Below are 18,473 nucleotides of genomic sequence, written 5' to 3'. Positions count from 1 at the left end.
CCCTTCAGAGGATGCGTGGATCGGGGAAGAGCGTGTCCCGGACGGTGTGCCAGACGTCGTCGTTCGGCGCCACGAGCAGGCCGCGCTCGCTGTCGGTCGGCTTGTAGGGCGTCCCGTCCAGGTGCAGCACCGTGCCGCCGGCCTCCTTGACGATCAGCGACCCGGGCACGTGGTCCCACGGCAGGATCCGCCAGAAGAGCACGAACTGCTGCTCGTCGAGGGCGAGCGCCGGATATTCGTAGCCGGCACAGTGATGACCGTTGGTGACCTGGCCGAACGCGGGCGTGGTGGCGTCGGCCACCTCGCACAGGTGTTGCGGCAGGTAGTGGCGCGCGACCACGCCGTGCAGGGCCCGGGTGCCGGGGTCGTCGGTGCGGGTCTTCACGCGTACGCCGTCGCGGTAGGCGCCCGCGCCGGCCTCGGCCACCGTCAGGTGGTCGCCGACCACGTCGAGGATCCACGAAGCCGTCGGCTCACCGCCGCGGACCAGCGCCACCATCACGCAGAACGGCGTCTTGCCGGCGGCGAAGTTGTTCGTCCCGTCGACCGGGTCCACGATCCACACGTCACCGCCGTCGCCGAGCCGGTCGAGCACGCGCGGGTCGGCCGCGACCGCTTCCTCGCCGACCACGAGCGAGCCCGGCAGCAGGGCGGTCAGGCCACGGGTCAGCGCTTTCTCGGACTCCTGATCGGCCACGGTGACCAGGTCACCCGGGGCCTTCTGCTTGATCTCGTCACCGGCCAGGTGACGGAAGCGCGGCAGCACCTCGGTGGCCGCGACTTCCCGGATGAGATCGGCGACCTGATCAAGCACGCGGCGGCAACTTCACGACGCTGACGAAGAACTCGTCGATCTGCCGGATCACCGCGATGAACCGCTCGAAGTCGACCGGCTTGGTGACGTACGCGTTCGCGTGCAGCTGGTAACTGCGCAGGATGTCCTCGTCGGCGGCGGACGTGGTGAGCACGACGACCGGGATGCGGCCCAGGTCCTCGTCCTTCTTGATCTCCTCGAGGACCTCGCGGCCGTCCCGCTTGGGCAGGTTGAGGTCGAGCAGGATCAGGTCGGGGCGCACGGAGTCGGCGTAGTCGCCCTCACGGCGCAGGTAGGCCAGGGCCTGGGCGCCGTCCGAGACGACGTTGAGCCGGTTGCGGACCTTGTGCTCCTCGAACGCCTCCTGCGTCATCAGCACGTCGCCCGGGTCGTCCTCGACCAGGAGCACCTCGATGGGCGTGCCGTCCGCCCGAACAGCGCCAGTCATGCCGTGACCTCTTTCCGCGTCTCCTGCGCCGGGACCTCGGGCGCGTCGTCGTCCTCGTCGGTTCCCGGCAGCACCGGAAGGGTGAAGTAGATCGACGTGCCTTCCTCGACCTCGAGGTCCAGCCAGATCCGCCCGCCATGATATTCGACGATCTTCTTGACGATGGCCAGACCGATGCCGGTGCCCTCGTAGGCGTCGCGGGCGTGCAGCCGCTGGAAGATCACGAAGACCTTGTCGGCGAACTCGGCCTCGATGCCGATGCCGTTGTCCCGGACGTTGATCCGCCATTCCTTGCCGTCCCGCTCGGCGCTCACCTTGATCACCGGCGGCACGTCGGGACGGCGGAACTTCAGCGAGTTGCCGATCAGGTTGACGAAGAGCGTGGTGAGCAGCGGCTCCTCGCCCTCGACGGTCGGCAGGTCGGTCCAGGTGATCTCGCCGTCCTCGCCGGCCCGGGCCTCGAGCTGCGATTTCACCTCGGGCAGGACCCGGTCCAGGTCGACCTCGGTGAAGCCGCCGGTGAGCCGGCCGATGCGGGAGAAGGCGAGCAGGTCGTTGATCAGGCGCTGCATGCGCTGGGCGCCGTCGACCGCGAAGGCGATGTACTGGTCGGCACGCTCGTCGAGCTGGCCCGAGTAGCGGCGCTGCAGGAGCTGGCAGAAGCTGGCCACCTTGCGCAGCGGCTCCTGCAGGTCGTGCGAGGCCACGTAGGCGAACTGCTCGAGGTCGCGGTTGGACCGGGTCAGCTCCTCGGCCTGGATCTTCAGTTGATCGTTGATCCACTCGATCTGGGTCCGGGCCTCACGCACCTCGGTCAGCTCGGCCGCGATCTTCTGCCGCATGCCGTCGACGTCGTCGGCCAGGCTGGCCAGCTCGGGCGAGCCGGTGCTCTCGATGTGCCTCTCGTAGTCGCCGTCGGCCACCTCGCGGACCTGCCCGGCGAGCTCGACCACGGGCCGGGTGACCAGCCGGTCGAGCAGCAGCAGAAGGAGCGCCCCGGCCAGGATGATGATCGCGGCGGCGGCGATCTGGATCGCCACCATGGTCCGGCTGCTCTCCTTGGCCGCGTCGGCCGACCTCATCCGCAGCACCTGGATGTCGTCCTGCATCAGCTGGATGGCGGCGCGCAAGTCGTCGAACTGCGCGGACGAGGCGGCGTTGATCCGTTGCTGGCCGGCCAGCGGGCCGTCGGCCCGAATCGTCGCGATCACCGGGTCGGCCAGCTCGCGGTGCCAGACATCGGCCCGCTGCTTCACCACGTCCAGCGCCTGCCGGATCTCGGTGTCCTCCGGATGCAGATAACCCTCGATCTGGGTGATCCGCCGCTGCTCCTCGGCCCGGCCCTCGGTGAACGGCTTGAGGTTGCTCTCCTTGCCGCTGATCGCGAAGCCGCGGATGCCGGTCTCCTGGTCGACATACGCCGTGTTGAGCGACTCGCCGGCCGCCCGCATCGGGCTGGCCCGGTTGAGCACGTCGTCGAGCTGGCGGTTGTTCGAGGCGGCGGTGATGGCGGCGTACACCCCGAGCCCGGAGAGCAGGAGGCCGACCGCGATGCACAGGGCCACGACCCGGCGCCGCAGCGTCCACGTCCGCACGCTGAAGGCCGTCACCGCCCGCTCCCCTGGGAGATCAGCAGCATGGCCACGTCGTCGGCCAGCGGGCCGCCGTTGGCCTGCTCGGCCCGGCCCACCAGCCACGCCGGCAGCGCGGGCAGCGGCACGGCCCGGGCCGCGTCCTCGCCGAGCAGGCCGCACAGACCCTCCACGTCGAGCCGCTCGGCCCCGTTGCCGGTATGACCCTCGATCAGGCCGTCGGTGTACATCAGCAAGGACCAGTCATCTCCGGAGAACTCGATCTCGGTGGCGGGCGTGGGCCGCGGGCTCACCCCGAGGACGATGCCCGTCCGGGCGTCGACCGGGACGGCCCGGCCACCCGAGAGCAGCACCGGCGGCGGATGGCCGGCCAGCTGCACGACCGCCTTGTTGCGTTTCAGGTCCAGGGTCACCGCGGCGCAGGTGGCGAACACCTCCCGGGCCCGCCGCTCGCTCATCAGCACCTGCTCGAGCGAGGCCAGGATCCGGTCGTCGGGCACCCCGGCCAGCACCAGGGCCCGCCAGGCGACCCGGAGCTCGACCCCGAGCGCGGCCTCGTCGACGCCGTGCCCGCAGACGTCGCCCACGATCACCTGAAGCTTGTCGTCGCCGACCTGCACGACGTCGAAGAAGTCGCCGCCGAGCAGGCCCATGGCCCGCCCGGAGCGGTAGAAGGTGTGCACCGAGACCTGATCGGTGGACATCAACGGCTGGGGCAGCAGACCGCGCTCGAGGCGGGCCGACTCGGCCTGGCGCAGCTCCACCTCGCGCAGCCGCTGGGTGTTCTCGTCGGCGCGCTTGCGCTCGACCGCGTACCGCAGCGAGCGGGTCAGCAGGACGCCGTCGACCTGACCCTTGACCAGGTAGTCCTGGGCGCCCTCGGCCACCGCGGCCACACCCAGGTGCTCGTCCGAGCGGCCGGTGAGCACGCAGACGGCGGCGCTGCCGGCCACGGCCAGCAGCTTGCGCAGGCCGTCGATGCCCTCGGCGTCGGGCAGGCCCAGGTCGAGCAGCACGCACTGGACACCGCGGAGCATGCCGCGGGCCTCGCGCAGGCTGGTCGCCACCCGCAGGTCGAACGGGGCCTCGGCCTCGTCCAGCAGCTCACGCACCAGGAAGGCGTCGCCCTCGTCGTCCTCGACCAGCAGGATGCGCAGGCGCTCCTGGTAAGCGGGACCGGCCGTGCGGGCGCGCGGAGCGACGGACCGCTCAGTCATGCCTCACTCCGATCGCTCCCACCCCGCGCTGACGTGCTGATCGTGTACCACCGGCGGCCCGGGCACAACTGCTCACGTGGCCTCCTCGGCGGCCACCCGGCGGGCGTGGAGGGCGATGACCTCACCAAGGATGCCATGCAGCCGGCCGCACTCCCGGCAGTGCAGATTGTCGTCCAGGCGACGGCTGCCACAGTCGACGCAGGTGCCCCGGTCGTCGGGATCGCGGTAGGCCTCCAGGGCCCGGCACATGGCGCGGATCACGTGGTCGCCGACCGCGAAGGTCGCCTCGCCGAGCGCGGTGCGCACGCCGATCACCGCCACCGGCGCGGCCTCCGGCTGGGCGTCGTAGGGGGCGACCCGGTCGATGAACTCCGCGACGACGGCGGCGGGGTCGAACGGCGTGCTCACCCCGACAACGCTAGGCCACGCCCCAAACGATCTTCCGACTACCCAGCTGTCATACCTGGGCGCTTAGATGTCACCCATGCGTGCACCCGCCCTTGCTGATCCCGCTCGCCGGGCATCGGCCGCCGTGATCGCGGTCGTCGTGTTCGTGCTAGCCGGTTTCGCGGCGGCCCGGGCCGTGCGGCCGCCCGAGGCGCGGGCGGCGTCGGCCCCGGCCGCGGAGTTCAGCGCGGGCCGGGCGTTCCAGCAGGTCGAGGCGATCGCCACCCGGCCCCACCCGGTCGGCAGCGCCGCCCAGGACACGGTTCGTGAGCAGCTGATCACGACGTTGCGCGGGCTTGGGCTCTCGCCCGAGGTGCAGGACACGGTGTCGATCCAGGGGGCCGGGCTGTCGTCCAGCGCCGGGGGCACGAGCTTCGCCCACGTGCGCAACGTGGTCACGGTGGTTCCCGGCACCGCCTCGACCGGCCGGATCTTCCTGGTCGCCCACTACGACTCGGTGCAGACCGGGCCCGGCGGCAACGACGACGCGGCCGGCACCTCGGCCATCCTGGAGACGGCCCGTGCCCTGCTGGCCGGGCCGCGACCGCGCAACGACGTCGTGCTGGTGCTCACCGACGGCGAGGAGGCCTGCCTGTGCGGGGCCAAGGCCTTCGTCGATCAGCACCCGCTCGCCCGCGACGGCGGCATCGTGCTCAACCTGGAGGCGCGGGGCAGCTCGGGCCCGGCCATCATGTTCGAGACCACCGAGAAGAACAGCCGCCTGGTCGACGTCTACGGCTCGGCGCCGCACCCGGTCGGCACGTCGTTCGCGGTCGAGATCTACCGGCTGATGCCGAACGACACCGACTTCACCGCGTTCAAGGACGCCGGCTTCGAGGGGCTGAACGCGGCCTACATCGACGGCGCCGCGATCTACCACGCCCCGGGCGACGTGCCCGGCGTGATGGACCGGGACAGCCTTCAGCATCACGGCGATAACGTGCTGTCCCTGACCCGCACCCTGGGTGACCGCGATCTGAGCAAGCTGGGCAGCGGGCAGGACGCCACCTACTTCCCGGCGCCGGGCCTGCTCGTGCGCTACCCGGGCGCGCTGGTCCTGCCGCTGGCCGTGCTGGCCCTGCTCGCGGTGGCGGCCCTGGCCTGGCTCGCCCGCCGCCGCGGGCTGATCACCGGGCGCCGGCTGGCCGCCGCGGCCGGGCTCACGCTGATCCCGCTGCTGCTCGCGCCGGCCCTGGCCCAGCTCCTGTGGCTGCTCCTGACGTTGATCCGGCCCGGCTACGCCGAGCTGCCCATCGATCCGTACCGTCCGGGCTGGTACCGGCTGGCCGTCGTGGCCCTCACCGCGGCCGTGCTCTTCGCCTGGTTCGCGCTGTTCCGCCGGAAGGTCGGCCCGGCGGCGTTGTCCATCGCCGGGCTCGCCTGGCTCGCCGTGCTCGGTGTGGTGCTCGCCGTGCTCACGCCCGGCGGCTCCTACCTGGCCACCCTGCCCGCGCTCGCCGGGGCGATCGCGGGTTCGGTCGCGGTCGTCGCCCGGCCCTGGCTGCAGGTGACGGCGGTGACGGCGGGCGGTGTGGTCGCGCTGGTGATCCTGGTGCCCACGGTGGTCATGCTCTTTCCCGCCCTCGGCCTCCAGCTGGGCGCGGCCGGCGCGTTCCTGACCGTGCTGCTCGGTCTGGCCCTGCTCCCGGCGGTCGATCTGATCCATCCGGTGCCCGGCGGCCGCCGCGGGGTGGAGGCGGCGCGCGACCGGCGGCTGGGCGCGCTGCCCACCGGGGCGGCCGTGCTGGCCACGGTCGTCTTGGCGGTCATCGGTCTGTCGGCCGACCGGTTCGACGCCGAGCATCCGGCCCCGACCCAGCTGATGTACGCCCTGGATGCCGACACGAACACCGCGCGGTGGATCAGCGACGAGCCGAGGACACAGGAGTGGACGGGTCAGTACGTGTCCGGCGATCTCCATCGGGTCGACGACACGCTGCCGTCCTTCGGTCCGGAGAAGGTGCGTACCGGCCCGGCCCCGGCCGCCTCCCTGCCCGCGCCGAAAGTCACCCTCACCGGTGACACCCGATCGGGCGGCACGCGGACGATGACGCTCCGCCTCGAGCCGGGGCGCCAGTCGCGGCTGGTCACCCTGCACGTCGGGGCGGAGACCCCGGTCGTCTCGGCCGCCGTCGAAGGGCAGGCGGTGCCGGTCGCCAAGCCGGCCACCGGCGGTCCATGGGCCTTCGGCTTCGTCTTCCACGCCCCGCCTACCGGCGGGGTCGAGGTCACGCTGACCGTACGGGCCGATGGGCCGGTCAAACTGCGCGCGATGAGCGGCAGCGACGGGCTGACCGGTCTACCCGGTTTCCGGGCTCGCCCGGCGGACGTCAGTGCGGTCGGCTCGCACACCAGCGAGCTGCTCGCAGTGGCGAAGACCTATACGTTGTGACCATGGAGATCGCGCCGGCCGGCCCGGAGAACGCTGCTGACCTGCACGAGGTCTATGCGGAGGCGTTCGGAGCGCCGCCGCTCAACGAGCCGCCCGAGGCCGCGGCGCGGTTCCGGGACGACGTCTTACCCACCCATGCGGGCCGAGCGGGCTTCACATGCCTGGCCGCGTGGGACCGCGGCCGGATCGTGGGCTTCGCCTACGGCTACACGGGTGACTTCGGCCAGTGGTGGACCGACCAGATCGCCGCCGTCGTCCCGCCCGAGGTCTCGGCCGAGTGGCTGGGCGGGCACTTCGAGGTCGTCGAGCTGGCCGTACGCCCGTCGCAGGAGCGGCGCGACATCGGCTCGGCGCTGCACGACGCGCTGCTGGCCGGCCTGCTGCACCGCGTCGCCCTGCTCACCGCCACCGACGACGAGAACGCGCCGGCCCGGCGGCTCTATCACCGCAAGGGCTGGCGCGTCCTGGCCGAGGAGGTCTTCGACGGGGCGGTGCTGATGGGGCGCCCGCTCCGCTAGCGGCCCCGGCCGCGACGGCCCGTGGGGGCGTCGTGGCGGAAGTGCACGAACAGCCGGCCCCAGTTGTCGCCGTCCTTCTCGACCCGGTGGTAGAGCTGCTTGATCTCTTTCTGGTCGAGAAAGCGGAGCACCTTCTTCTTCAGGGCGCCGCTCCCCTTGCCCGGGATGATCTCGACCATGGCGGCCTTCTTCTGGATGGCCTCGTCGATGACGCCGCGCAGCGCGCGGTCGATCTCGGTGCCCTTGTTGAAGATGTCGTGCAGGTCGAGCTTGAGCTTCACGGGAACGATCCTAAGGTTTGTCGGCCGGGTCGGACTTGCCGAGCCACTGCTCCACCCGGTGCAGGGCCTCGCTGTAGTCGCTCTGCTGCTTCATGGCGGCGGCCAGGCGCAGATGCGGCAGGGCCTCACGGAAACGGCCGCCCCGCTCCAGGGTCCGGCCGAGCACGTGGTGCGCGTAGTGATCGGACGGATCCTGCTCGACGAGCTCGCGGAGCTGCTTCTCGGCCCCGCCGAGCTGGGCGGAGTTGAAGTAGGCCCGGGCCAGCAGCAGACGGACGGCCGAGTTGCTGGGCTCGGCCTCGACTATCGGCTCGAGCAGGCGCGATGCCCCGAGCGGGTCGCCGGACTCGAAGTAGAAGGTCGCCTTGCGGTAGTCCTCCAGAAGATCCACGTCCCACGCTCCTCTGTCGCCGCGCCTACACCAACGCTGTCACAACAAAGTCGGAACAGCGAGTGTTCCGATGATCCAAGCTTCCCGACAAATCGCCGCATAGGGCAACTCTGTCGTCAGACAATGCCTGCGTGGGGGACTTTGCGAGTCAGATCGTGTCCGCGCCGGCCCGTCCGTTGTCGGGGCGGCTGAAGGCGACCGTGGTGGGGGTCTTCGCGATCTCCCTGTGCCTGCTGCTGGCGGGCGGGACGTCGACGCCGGCGGTCAACTCGCCCGCGTTCCTGATCGCCGGGATGCGGGAGATCCCCTCCCCGCCGCTGGGCACCTCGTGGGCGCCGGCCCCGCGCGAGGCGGGCGGGCTGCGGATGGTGGCCAGCTCCGACGGGCAGGCGTTCCAGCTGCACACCGCGGGCGGCGACCGCACCTTCCTGCCGGGGGTCGACCTGAGCGACACCACGCCCGGCCACCTGCCCGACGAGTCGGCCATCTCGGCCGCGCAGTACCGCAGCTGGTTCGCGGCGATGGGCTGGCTCGGGATCCGGGTGGTCCGCATCTACAAGATCCACCCGCCGGCCTTCTACGAGCAGCTGGCCGCCTACAACCAGGACAATCCGGCGAAGCCGCTCTACCTCGTGCAGGGCGTCTCGATGCCCGACGAGTCGTACATCGGGAAGAAGAACCTGTTCGACCAGCTGGTGACCACGACCTTCCGGCAGGAGCTGGAGGCGGCCGCCCGGGCCGTCGCGGGCGACTTCAGCCGGTCGACCCGCCCCGGCCGGGCCGGCGGCGTGTGGAACACCGACGTCACGCCCTGGCTGGCCGGCTGGATCATCGGCGCCGAGCTCGACCCGGCCGCGACCGGCGCCTCCGACAAGCGCAACGCCTCGGTGAAGGGGTACGCCGGCAAGTACTTCCGGAACACGCCGAAGTCCACGCCGACCGAGCGCTGGTTCGCGGCCCGGATGGACGAGCTGGCCGGCTTCATGGCCAAGCGGGGCGTCAGCCAGCCCATCGCCTTCGTCAACTGGGCCACCACCGACCCGCTCCGGCACCCCGCGGAGCCGCTCGCCCAGGAGGACCTGCTCCAGCTCGACGCCAACCACGTGCTGCCGACCGCGGACTGGCCAGCCGGCACGTTCGCCAGCTACCACGCGTACCCGTACTACCCGGACTTCCTGCGGTACGAGCCAGGGCTGGTCACCTTCGAGTACGACGGGCAGCCCGACCCGTACGCCGGATATGTGACCGCGCTGCGCAAGCACCACTCCACGATGCCGACGATGATCACCGAGTTCGGCGTGCCGTCGTCGATCGGATCCGCCCACAACGGGCCGCTGGGCCGCTCGCAGGGCGACCACAGCGAGCAGGAGGCGATGCGGCTCAACGCGAGCATGCTGCGGATGATGAAGGACCAGGGGCTGGCGGGCGGGTTCCTGTTCGGGTGGATGGACGAGTGGTACCGCTACACGTGGAACACCGTCGGGCACCAGGACGGCGCGCGCCGCATGCTGTGGCACGACGCGCTCACCAACGAGCAGCACTTCGGGGTGCTCGCGATGGATCAGGCGGGCCCACAGGACGCGGCGGAGCAGAAGCTGTTCGACAGCGGTGACGCGTGGCCGGCGCGCAAGGTCACGGCACAGGCCGACGAGGCGTACGTCTCCCTGGAAGTGGAACTGGCGAAATCGCCGCCGGGCTCGATGATCGTCGGGTTCGACGTGCTGGACGACATCACCGGGGCGCCGATGGCCGGCAGCACCGACCGGCGGCCGGACGCGGTGTTCGCGCTCAATCTGGTCGGGCACACCGGTCAGGCGTACCTGCGGGACCAGCTGGACCCGCTGAAGCTCGACTTCGCCGTGCCGGACTCCGTGCGCGGGCCGGCGCCGGCCGGCTGGAAGCCGTTCGAGCTGATCACCAACCGGGAGCACACCGTGCCCACGACCAGGGCCAAGCAGCCTATCGAGCTGCAGAACGCAGGCCTGCTCGTGCACGGCAGCTGGGACCCGTCGGACGACGGCGCGGACAGCCGGGCGCTGTGGCATCTCGACGACGACCGGCTCACCGTGCGGGTGCCGTGGGCGATGCTCGGTTTCGCCGACCCCTCCACGCGCCGGGTCGCCGTGCCCAAGGACGGCAAGTTGACCTTGCAGACCAGTCCCGGCGTGACCGTGTCGCTGACCGCGTCCGGCACCGAGCAGGCGATCGGGCAGGTCAAGTGGCCGAACTGGAACCGGCCGAACTACACGGAGCGGCTGAAGCAGGGCGCGACCCAGTTGAGGGACGCGGCGCTGACGGTGACGACCGGCTGACCAGGATCATCTTGGAGCCGCCGGCGATCAGCAGGGCCCCGATGCCCACGAGCAGCAGCGTGTTGCGCCCGGCCGACTGGGGCGGCGGATAGCAGGCGCCCCAGCAGTAGACCGCCAAGATCACAAATATCCGTCGCATGCAACCATTATGGGCGTTTTATACGCTTTCGGGGGTCTTCGACACGCCCCGGCCCAGGGCGGCCACCTCGGCCAGCACCGGCGTGGAGGTGATCGTGTCGGCCGCCGTCACCGTGGCGTAGCCGGCCACCTCGCTCGCGGCGTACCGTGTGGTCCCGAGCATGCTCGGCCCGAACGCCGCGGTCAGGGCGAGCGCGGCCCCCAGCGCCATGAACCCGGTGCGCCGGCGCCATCCGAAGTGCTTCGTCGTCTGCGTCATGACGACCACGATCGGGCCGTACGGTGTCGGCCCGCTGTGCGAAGTTCATGCGTTACCTGTGCGCCTCATCCACAGGTGGTACACAGGATTCGGAAAGCCGGCACAAAGCGTGGCCCGCGAAAGTAGGGGCATGACGATGGCGAACGCAGACTCCAGCACCGAGCTCCGGCGGCCCGACGGCACCCCCGTCCGGGTTCTCGTGGTCGACGACGAGCCGACCCTGGCCGAGTTGCTCTCGATGGCGCTGCGCTACGAGGGCTGGGACGTCAAGAGCGCCGGCGACGGGCACTCGGCCGTCCGCACCGCTCGTGACTTCCGCCCCGACGCCGTCGTGCTCGACATGATGCTGCCCGACATCGACGGGCTCGAGGTGCTGCGCCGGCTGCGCGGCGAGTCGCCCGAGGTGCCGGTGCTGTTCCTGACCGCCAAGGACGCGGTGGAGGACCGGATCACCGGGCTCACGGCCGGCGGCGACGACTACGTCACCAAGCCGTTCAGCCTGGAAGAAGTGGTGGCCCGGCTGCGGGGGCTGATGCGGCGGATGGGTCACTCCCCGATGCGGACGGACTCGCAGCTGATCGTGGGTGACCTCGCGCTCGACGAGGACAGCCACGAGGTGCGCCGGGGCGGCGACCTGATCACGCTGACCGCGACCGAGTTCGAGCTGCTGCGCTATCTCATGCGCAACCCGCGGCGGGTGCTGAGCAAGAGCCAGATCCTCGACCGGGTCTGGAACTACGACTTCGGTGGGCAGGCCAACGTCGTCGAGCTCTACATCTCGTACCTCCGGAAGAAGATCGACGCGGGCCGCTCGCCGATGATCCACACGATGCGCGGAGCCGGCTATGTCCTCAAGCCCGCGGACTGAGCACCCGGCCCGCTGGCGCAGCCCGCGGGGCTGGCCGCTGCGCACCCGGATCGTCGCCATCATCATCACGCTGCTGACGATCCTCGGTCTGGCGGTCGGCACCACGGCCTACGTCTTCCTGCACGACCAGCTCTACAGCCAGGTCGACGAGAAACTGGACGGGGTGAGCAACCCGTTCCGCGGCGGCGGCGGCAATCGGCCCGACATCGATCCGTCGAAGTTCTACAGCAAGCCGTTCGGTGGCCAGGAGCCCGGCTCCATCACCATCTACTACGACGCGGACGGCTACATCGACGGCGGCGAGGTCGTCACGGTGCCGACCACCAGCGGCGGCCTCGAGACCGTCTACAGCGCGCTCGGCAACGAAGCGAACACCGAGCTCATGACCGTCGCGCTCGGCGCGAAGGTGAACGTCGACGTCGACGGTCAGGGATCGTTCCGCGCGACCGCCACGCAGGAGCCGAACGGCGTTACCCGGGTCACCGCGCTGTCGCTCGGCACCGTCAACGACACGCTGCTGCGGATCGCCCTCGTCACCGCAGGCGCCATCCTCATCGCCATCGGCGTGGCCGGGTGGGCGGGTGCGTTCATCGTCCGGCGCACCCTCGCCCCCCTCGACCGCGTCGCCGCCACCGCGACCCGAGTCTCCGAGCTCAAGCTCGACCGCGGCGAGGTCGAGCTGGCCCAGCGCGTCCCCGAGGGGGACACCGACCCCCGCACCGAGGTGGGGCAGGTCGGCGCCGCCCTCAACCAGATGCTCGACCACGTGGGCAACGCCCTCGAGGCCCGGCACGCGAGCGAGATGCAGGTACGCCAGTTCGTCGCCGACGCCAGCCACGAGCTGCGCACGCCGCTGGCCGCCATCCGCGGATACGCCGAGCTCAGCCGTCGCAGCCGCGCCCCGATCTCCGAGGAGATCGCGCACGTGCTCAACCGGGTCGAGTCCGAGGCCAAGCGGATGACCCTGCTCGTCGAGGATCTGCTGCTGCTGGCCCGCCTCGACGCCGGCCGGCCGCTCGCCCACGACCCGGTCGACCTCACCATGCTCGTCGTCGACACGGTCAGCGATGCCCACGCCGCCGGCCCCCGGCACAACTGGCAGCTCGACCTGCCCGAGGAGCCGGTCATCGTCCACGGCGACGGCGCCCGGCTGCACCAGGTGCTGGCCAACCTGCTGGCCAACGCGCGCACCCACACGCCCGAGGGCACCGCCGTCACCGTGGCCGTCACCACGATGCCGAACGCGGCGGTGATCCACGTGATCGACAGCGGGCCGGGCATCCCGGCCGAGCTGCAGCCGCACATCTTCGAGCGGTTCGCCCGCGGTGACAGCTCGCGCTCGCGGGCCGCCGGCAGCACCGGCCTCGGCCTGTCGATCGTGCATGCGGTCGTCACCGCGCATCGCGGCCAGGTCTCCGTGCAGAGCGAGCCGGGCCGTACGGTGTTCAGCGTCATGCTGCCGTACGACGCGCCCACGCCCGCCGTCCCACCAACTGAGCAGCGACACGCGCAACCGGCGGAGATCGCGAGCTGACGCGCTATGCTGTCCGACGTGTCTCGCTGGTATTCGTGGTTTAGTGGGCCGGCTCCCGCCGGTGCCTCAGCCATGACTGCTTTCCAGTAGGACTGAGACACCCGCCAGAGCCGGCCCGGGCAGCGACTTGATGTCGCTGCCTTTTTGTTTGCCGCCGGCTCGGTTTCCTGGGCCGGCCTCGCTTCCGCCGTTGTCGTCGTCTAGGAGTTTTGAATGACTGCCCCCGAGGTCCAGCGCGTCCGTGACCAGCGCATCGCGAAGGTCGTGCCGCTGATGAGCCCGGCCCTGCTGCACCACGAGCTGCCGCTGACGTCCGAGCTGCACGACACCGTGCTGGCCGGCCGCAAGCAGGTCGAGGACGTGCTCAATCACCGAGATCCGCGCCTGCTGGTCGTCGTCGGCCCGTGCTCGGTGCACGACCCGGCCGCCGCCGGCGAATACGCCTCGCTGCTGGAGAAGCAGGCCGAGCGGCTGAGCGACGACCTGCTGATCGTGATGCGGGTGTACTTCGAGAAGCCGCGCTCCACCGTCGGCTGGAAGGGCCTGATCAACGACCCGGCCCTGGACGGCACCGGTGACGTCGGCGCCGGCCTGCGGATCGCCCGGCGGCTGCTGCTGGAGATCGTGGGCCGGGGACTGCCGACCGCGGTCGAGTTCCTCGACCCGATCACCCCGCAGTACATCGCCGACACCGTGGCCTGGGGCGCGATCGGGGCCCGTACGGTCGAATCGCAGGTGCACCGGCAGCTCGCCTCGGGTCTGTCGATGCCGATCGGCATGAAGAACCGCCCCGACGGCAGCATCGCCACCGCGATCGAGGCCATCCAGGCGGCAGAGGTGCCGCACGTCTTCCCCGGCATCGACTACTCGGGCACCCCGGCGATCCTGCACACCACCGGCAACCCGGACACCCACCTGGTGCTGCGCGGGGGTGGCGGCCAGCCCAACTACAGCGCGGCCGATGTGGCTTCCGCGCTGGAGCTGCTGCGCAACGCCGACCTGCCGGAGCGCCTGGTGATCGACTGCTCGCACGGCAACAGCGGCAAGGACCACCTCCGCCAGCCGATCGTGGCCGAGGACGTGGCCGGGCAGATGGAGGCCGGTCAGCGCGGGATCAGCGGTGTGATGCTGGAGAGCTTCCTCGTCCCGGGCCGGCAGAACCTCGGCGCCTCCCCCTTGACGTACGGCCAGTCCGTGACCGACGCCTGCATGGGCTGGGAGCCGACCGTTTCGGTGCTCGAGCGGCTCGCCGTCGCCTCGGCCAAGCGCCGGACCGCGTGATTCTCAGCTGGCATACAGGAACGACATAAGGGCGCGACAGGGGCAGCGTCGACAGTTACGAGGTATTGATCCTCCTTCCGTGGAGAACCTCGATGACTTCGACGTTGCCCGTCCCGCCGACGGTGGCGCCTTCGGTTGATCCGCCGCCGCTCGTCTCGCGGTCCCGCTTCCAGCGGTTCTATCTGGGCCCGGCCGGCGACCCGATCTGGGCCCGGCCCTCCCTGCTCGGCCTGCTGCTGGTCACCGGCGTCCTCTACATCTGGGGGCTCGGCAAGAACGGCTGGGCCAACGCCTTCTACTCGGCCGCCGTGCAGGCCGGCACGAAGAGCTGGGAGGCGTTCTTCTTCGGCTCCTCCGACGCGGCCAACTCGATCACGGTCGACAAGACGCCCGGATCGCTGTGGTTCATGGAGATCTCGGCCCGGATCTTCGGCGTCAACGCGTGGAGCATCCTGGTCCCGCAAGCGCTGATGGGCGTGGCCAGCGTCGCGCTGGTCTACGCGACGGTCAAGCGCTGGTACGGACCGGCAGCCGGCCTGATCGGTGGCGCGGTGCTCGCGTTGACGCCGATCGCGACGCTGATGTTCCGGTTCAACAACCCGGACGCGATGCTGGTCCTCTGCATGGTGGCCGGCGCCTACGCGACCGTCCGGGCGATCGAGAACGGCTCCACGAAGTGGCTGATGCTCGCGGGCGTCTTCGTCGGCTTCGGCTTCCTGGCCAAGATGCTGCAGGCGCTGCTGGTCGTGCCCGCGTACGGCCTGGCCTATCTGATCGCCGGACCACCCAAGCTCGGCAAGCGCCTCTGGCAGCTGCTACTGGCCGTGGGCGCGCTGATCGTCTCGGCCGGCTGGTACATCGCGATCGTCGAGCTGGTGCCGGCCTCCCACCGGCCCTTCATCGGCGGCTCGCAGAACAACAGCATCCTCGAGCTGGCCCTCGGCTACAACGGGCTCGGCCGGCTCAACGGCGACGAGACCGGCAGCGTCGGCGGTGGTGGCGGCGGCTTCGGCGGCAACGGCGGCGGGATGTGGGGCTCGACCGGCATCACCCGCATGTTCGACAGCGAACAAGGCAGCCAGATCTCGTGGCTGCTACCGGCGGCGCTGATCCTGCTGGTGGCCGGCCTGGTCGTCACGGGCCGGCGGGCGCGCACCGACCGGCAGCGGGCCGGCCTGATCGTGTGGGGCACCTGGCTGCTGGTCACCGGGCTGGTGTTCAGCTTCATGCAGGGCATCTTCCACGCCTACTACACGGTGGCGCTGGCTCCGGCGATCGGCGCGGTGGTCGGTATGGGGGCGGCGCTGCTCTGGAAGCACCGGGCCAACCCGCTGGCGACGATCACGCTGGCGGTGACGGTCGCGGTGAGCGCCTGGTGGTCCTTCCACTTGCTGTCGCAGGCCACCGACTTCCTGCCCTGGCTCAAGTGGGTGGTCCTGATCGGCGGACTGCTCGGCGCGGTGGCGCTGCTCGCGACCCTGCGGCTGCCGGCCCGGATCGCCGCGCTGGCGGCGGGGGTCTCTCTAGCCGCGGTGCTGGCGGGCCCGGCGGCGTACGCGGTTCAGACGGCGTCGACCGCACACACCGGCTCCATCCCGTCGGCCGGTCCGTCCACCGGTTTCGGCGGTCCCGGTGGCGGCGGCCGCGGTGGTCGCGGTGGGCGCGGTGGTTTCCCTGGCGGGGGCCAGGGTGGCTTCCCCGGCGGCGGCTTCCCGGGTGGCGGTCAAAACGGCAACGGCGGCGGTACGGCCAATGGCGGCGCCGGCAATCAGGGCGGCTTCCCCGGTTTCCCGGGTGGCGGCTTCGGCGGCCAGAACGGCAACGGCGGCACAACCGGAAATGGCGGCACCGGCAACAGCGGCACCGGCAACAGCGGCACCAGCAACAGCGGCACCGGCAACGGCGGCACCGGCAACGGCGGCACCACAGGCGGCGCCCAAGGCGGCTTCCCCGGCGGCGGCAACGGTGGCGGGATGCGCGGCGGCGGCATGGGCGGTCTGCTCGACGCGGCGACGGTCAGCGACGAGATGAAGGCGCTGCTCGAGGCCGACGCCGACAAGTACACCTGGGTGGCGGCCGCGGTCGGCTCCCAGAGCGCGTCCGGTTACCAGCTCGCCACCGGCGACCCGGTGATGGCGGTCGGCGGCTTCAACGGCACCGACCCCTCCCCCACCTTGGCCCAGTTCCAGCAGTACGTCGCCGAAGGAAAGATCCACTACTTTATCGGCGGCGGTGGCTTCGGTGGCCGCGGCGGCAACTCCAGCGGCAGCAACGACTCCTCGCAGATCGCCGAGTGGGTCGCCGCCAACTACACCGCCAAGACCGTAGGCAGCACCACCGTCTACGACCTGACCCAGCCCACCACCGGCACCACAGCCTGACTCACCCCCGGTAAGAACGGGCGGCTCCCCCACGGGAGCCGCCCGTTCCTTTGAGGACTGACGGCGGCCGGCCGGCACGCCCCGCCTTGACGCGTCACCGTCCCACTACGCACTGCGCCGGATTGCACTCACAGGGGTGCCACAGGAACGGCATACAAGCCCCTCAGCAGGGGAGATCAAGGTTGTCGGCATGAGCCTTTCGACGCAGCCCTCGCCCGACGCTGCCACCACGACCGTCGATGCTCCGGTGCTCGACGTGGTTGTTCCGGTCTACAACGAAGAGATCGACCTCGGGCCGTGCGTGCAGCGCCTGCACACCTACCTGCGCGCCTACTTCCCGTACCGCTTCCGGATCACGATCGCCGACAACGCGAGCACCGACTCGACGGCGACCGTGGCCGAGTGGCTGTCGTCCGAGCTGCCCGAGGTGCGCTGGGTGCACCTGGCCGAGAAGGGCCGGGGCCGCGCGCTGAAATACGTTTGGACCCATTCCGACGCGGCCGTGCTCGCCTACATGGACGTCGACCTGTCGACCGACCTGGGCGCGCTGCTCCCGCTGGTCGCCCCGCTGATCAGCGGGCACTCCGACCTGGCCATCGGCTCCCGCCTGGCCCGCGGCTCCCGGGTCGTCCGCGGGGCGAAGCGCGAGTTCATCTCCCGCAGCTACAACCTGATCCTGCGGGGCGCGTTGTCGGCCCGCTTCTCCGACGCCCAGTGCGGGTTCAAGGCGATCCGCGGCGACGTGGCCGAGCGGCTGCTGCCGATGGTCGAGGACACCGGCTGGTTCTTCGACACCGAGATGCTGGTGCTGGCCGAGCGGGCCGGGCTGCGCATCCACGAGGTGCCGGTGGACTGGGTGGACGATCCGGACAGCCGGGTCGACATCGTCTCCACGGCGGTGGCCGACCTGAAGGGCATCGTGCGGCTGCTGCGCGCGTTCGGCTCGGGGAAGCTGCCGCTGGCCACCCTGCGCGAGCAGCTCGGCCGCAACCCGCTCCCGGTCGCGGGCGTGCCGACCGGCCTGACCGGCCAGCTGATCCGCTTCGCGGCCGTCGGCGTGGCCAGCACCCTGGCCTACCTGGCCCTCTACGCCCTCCTGCGCACGATGGCCGGCCCCCAGTGGGCCAACTTCATCGCCCTGCTGGTCACGGCCATCGCCAACACGGCCGTGAACCGTCGCCTGACCTTCGGCGTCCGCGGCCACGACGGCGCCTGGCGCCATCAAGCCCAGGGCCTGATCGTCTTCGGTCTCGGCCTGCTGCTGACCAGCGGCTCCCTCGCTTTGCTGGACGCCGCCTCGACCACCCCGTCCAAACCGGTCGAGCTCTTCGTCCTGATCGTGGCCAACCTGCTGGCCACCGCGGTCCGCTTCCTGATGCTCCGCATCTGGGTCTTCCGCACCCGAGCCCGCGCCTGACCCGCACGCCCGCGCCTGACCCGCCCGCACGCCCGCGCCTGACCCGCCCGCACGCCCGCGCCTGACCCGCCCGCACGCCCGCGCCAGATCCGCCCGCACGCCCGCGCCAGATCCGCCCGCACGCCCGCGCCAGATCCGCCCGCAAGCCCGCGGCCGGATCGTGCGGAGGCGGCCGCGCCGCAC

Annotated in this window: 16 protein-coding genes; 8 read left to right on the top strand and 8 right to left on the bottom strand. The window is 71.1% G+C overall.

The window, feature by feature from the left end; all coding sequences use genetic code 11:
- Nucleotides 1-4 precede the first annotated feature (4 nt).
- From AB0J66_RS21135 to AB0J66_RS21115, 5 genes are all read right to left on the bottom strand, one after another.
- Nucleotides 5-814, bottom strand: coding sequence for an inositol monophosphatase (locus AB0J66_RS21135; protein WP_364663066.1), 810 nt, complete (start codon nucleotides 812-814; stop codon nucleotides 5-7).
- Nucleotides 807-1,262 carry a response regulator gene (locus AB0J66_RS21130; protein WP_364663063.1) on the bottom strand — a complete coding sequence of 152 codons (456 nt, stop codon included), beginning with the start codon at nucleotides 1,260-1,262 and terminating at the stop codon, nucleotides 807-809. Before AB0J66_RS21130 ends, AB0J66_RS21135 begins: the two co-directional genes overlap by 8 nt.
- The gene (locus AB0J66_RS21125) at nucleotides 1,259-2,872 is read right to left on the bottom strand and encodes an ATP-binding protein (RefSeq protein WP_364663061.1); all 1,614 of its coding nucleotides are present in this window, start codon (nucleotides 2,870-2,872) and stop codon (nucleotides 1,259-1,261) included. Before AB0J66_RS21125 ends, AB0J66_RS21130 begins: the two co-directional genes overlap by 4 nt.
- The gene (locus AB0J66_RS21120; protein ID WP_364663059.1) at nucleotides 2,869-4,071 is read right to left on the bottom strand and encodes a fused response regulator/phosphatase; all 1,203 of its coding nucleotides are present in this window, start codon (nucleotides 4,069-4,071) and stop codon (nucleotides 2,869-2,871) included. The genes AB0J66_RS21125 and AB0J66_RS21120 overlap by 4 nt, the downstream gene beginning before the upstream one ends.
- A gap of 72 nt (nucleotides 4,072-4,143) precedes the next feature.
- Complete coding sequence (locus AB0J66_RS21115; protein WP_364663057.1) at nucleotides 4,144-4,479, bottom strand: hypothetical protein; 336 nt, start codon at nucleotides 4,477-4,479, stop codon at nucleotides 4,144-4,146.
- 76 nt (nucleotides 4,480-4,555) lie between these two features.
- Between AB0J66_RS21115 and AB0J66_RS21110 the strand changes: the two genes are divergently transcribed.
- Both AB0J66_RS21110 and AB0J66_RS21105 read left to right on the top strand, forming a co-directional pair.
- Nucleotides 4,556-6,910, top strand: coding sequence for a M28 family peptidase (locus tag AB0J66_RS21110; protein WP_364663054.1), 2,355 nt, complete (start codon nucleotides 4,556-4,558; stop codon nucleotides 6,908-6,910).
- A 2-nt stretch (nucleotides 6,911-6,912) separates the two neighbouring features.
- On the top strand, nucleotides 6,913-7,428 hold the full coding sequence (locus tag AB0J66_RS21105; RefSeq protein ID WP_364663051.1) for a GNAT family N-acetyltransferase: 516 nt from the start codon (nucleotides 6,913-6,915) through the stop codon (nucleotides 7,426-7,428).
- Here AB0J66_RS21105 and AB0J66_RS21100 read toward each other — a convergent pair.
- Both AB0J66_RS21100 and AB0J66_RS21095 read right to left on the bottom strand, forming a co-directional pair.
- Complete coding sequence (locus AB0J66_RS21100; RefSeq protein ID WP_364663048.1) at nucleotides 7,425-7,709, bottom strand: Smr/MutS family protein; 285 nt, start codon at nucleotides 7,707-7,709, stop codon at nucleotides 7,425-7,427. The genes AB0J66_RS21105 and AB0J66_RS21100 overlap by 4 nt on opposite strands.
- A 10-nt stretch (nucleotides 7,710-7,719) precedes the next feature.
- Complete coding sequence (locus tag AB0J66_RS21095; RefSeq protein ID WP_364663046.1) at nucleotides 7,720-8,100, bottom strand: tetratricopeptide repeat protein; 381 nt, start codon at nucleotides 8,098-8,100, stop codon at nucleotides 7,720-7,722.
- Nucleotides 8,101-8,231: 131 nt separating this feature from the next.
- Here AB0J66_RS21095 and AB0J66_RS21090 point away from each other — a divergent pair, with 131 nt between their 5' ends.
- Nucleotides 8,232-10,412: a hypothetical protein gene (locus tag AB0J66_RS21090; protein ID WP_364663043.1), complete on the top strand. Its 2,181-nt coding sequence runs from the start codon at nucleotides 8,232-8,234 to the stop codon at nucleotides 10,410-10,412.
- Between the two features lie 157 nt (nucleotides 10,413-10,569).
- Here the strand turns inward: AB0J66_RS21090 and AB0J66_RS21085 are convergent, their stop codons facing one another.
- Entirely contained in the window at nucleotides 10,570-10,809 is a 240-nt protein-coding gene (locus tag AB0J66_RS21085) for a hypothetical protein (protein ID WP_364663040.1), read from the bottom strand.
- A 130-nt stretch (nucleotides 10,810-10,939) separates the two neighbouring features.
- Between AB0J66_RS21085 and AB0J66_RS21080 the strand changes: the two genes are divergently transcribed.
- From AB0J66_RS21080 to AB0J66_RS21060, 5 genes are all read left to right on the top strand, one after another.
- Nucleotides 10,940-11,677, top strand: a complete 738-nt coding sequence (locus tag AB0J66_RS21080; RefSeq protein WP_364663038.1) for a response regulator transcription factor — start codon at nucleotides 10,940-10,942, stop codon at nucleotides 11,675-11,677.
- Nucleotides 11,655-13,211: a HAMP domain-containing sensor histidine kinase gene (locus AB0J66_RS21075; RefSeq protein WP_364663035.1), complete on the top strand. Its 1,557-nt coding sequence runs from the start codon at nucleotides 11,655-11,657 to the stop codon at nucleotides 13,209-13,211. Before AB0J66_RS21080 ends, AB0J66_RS21075 begins: the two co-directional genes overlap by 23 nt.
- Nucleotides 13,212-13,424: 213 nt before the next feature.
- Nucleotides 13,425-14,492 carry a 3-deoxy-7-phosphoheptulonate synthase gene (locus tag AB0J66_RS21070; RefSeq protein WP_364663032.1) on the top strand — a complete coding sequence of 356 codons (1,068 nt, stop codon included), beginning with the start codon at nucleotides 13,425-13,427 and terminating at the stop codon, nucleotides 14,490-14,492.
- Nucleotides 14,493-14,584: 92 nt separating this feature from the next.
- Complete coding sequence (locus AB0J66_RS21065) at nucleotides 14,585-16,873, top strand: glycosyltransferase family 39 protein (protein ID WP_364663029.1); 2,289 nt, start codon at nucleotides 14,585-14,587, stop codon at nucleotides 16,871-16,873.
- 190 nt (nucleotides 16,874-17,063) lie between these two features.
- Nucleotides 17,064-18,290, top strand: a complete 1,227-nt coding sequence (locus tag AB0J66_RS21060) for a glycosyltransferase (protein ID WP_364663027.1) — start codon at nucleotides 17,064-17,066, stop codon at nucleotides 18,288-18,290.
- Nucleotides 18,291-18,473: the final 183 nt, after the last annotated feature.

The organism is Actinoplanes sp. NPDC049598, assembly GCF_040675435.1.
Taxonomy (GTDB): domain Bacteria; phylum Actinomycetota; class Actinomycetes; order Mycobacteriales; family Micromonosporaceae; genus Actinoplanes.
This window is presented reverse-complemented; position numbering and strand designations above follow the sequence as displayed.

Coding starts and splice junctions, on each gene's coding strand:
- AB0J66_RS21065 (WP_364663029.1), top strand. CDS start 14,585: ATGACTTCGACGTTGCCCGTCCCGCCGACGGTGGCGCCTTCGGTTGAT.
- AB0J66_RS21060 (WP_364663027.1), top strand. CDS start 17,064: ATGAGCCTTTCGACGCAGCCCTCGCCCGACGCTGCCACCACGACCGTC.
- AB0J66_RS21110 (WP_364663054.1), top strand. CDS start 4,556: ATGCGTGCACCCGCCCTTGCTGATCCCGCTCGCCGGGCATCGGCCGCC.
- AB0J66_RS21105 (WP_364663051.1), top strand. CDS start 6,913: ATGGAGATCGCGCCGGCCGGCCCGGAGAACGCTGCTGACCTGCACGAG.
- AB0J66_RS21085 (WP_364663040.1), bottom strand. CDS start 10,809: ATGACGCAGACGACGAAGCACTTCGGATGGCGCCGGCGCACCGGGTTC.
- AB0J66_RS21080 (WP_364663038.1), top strand. CDS start 10,940: ATGACGATGGCGAACGCAGACTCCAGCACCGAGCTCCGGCGGCCCGAC.
- AB0J66_RS21120 (WP_364663059.1), bottom strand. CDS start 4,071: ATGACTGAGCGGTCCGTCGCTCCGCGCGCCCGCACGGCCGGTCCCGCT.
- AB0J66_RS21070 (WP_364663032.1), top strand. CDS start 13,425: ATGACTGCCCCCGAGGTCCAGCGCGTCCGTGACCAGCGCATCGCGAAG.
- AB0J66_RS21075 (WP_364663035.1), top strand. CDS start 11,655: ATGTCCTCAAGCCCGCGGACTGAGCACCCGGCCCGCTGGCGCAGCCCG.
- AB0J66_RS21130 (WP_364663063.1), bottom strand. CDS start 1,262: ATGACTGGCGCTGTTCGGGCGGACGGCACGCCCATCGAGGTGCTCCTG.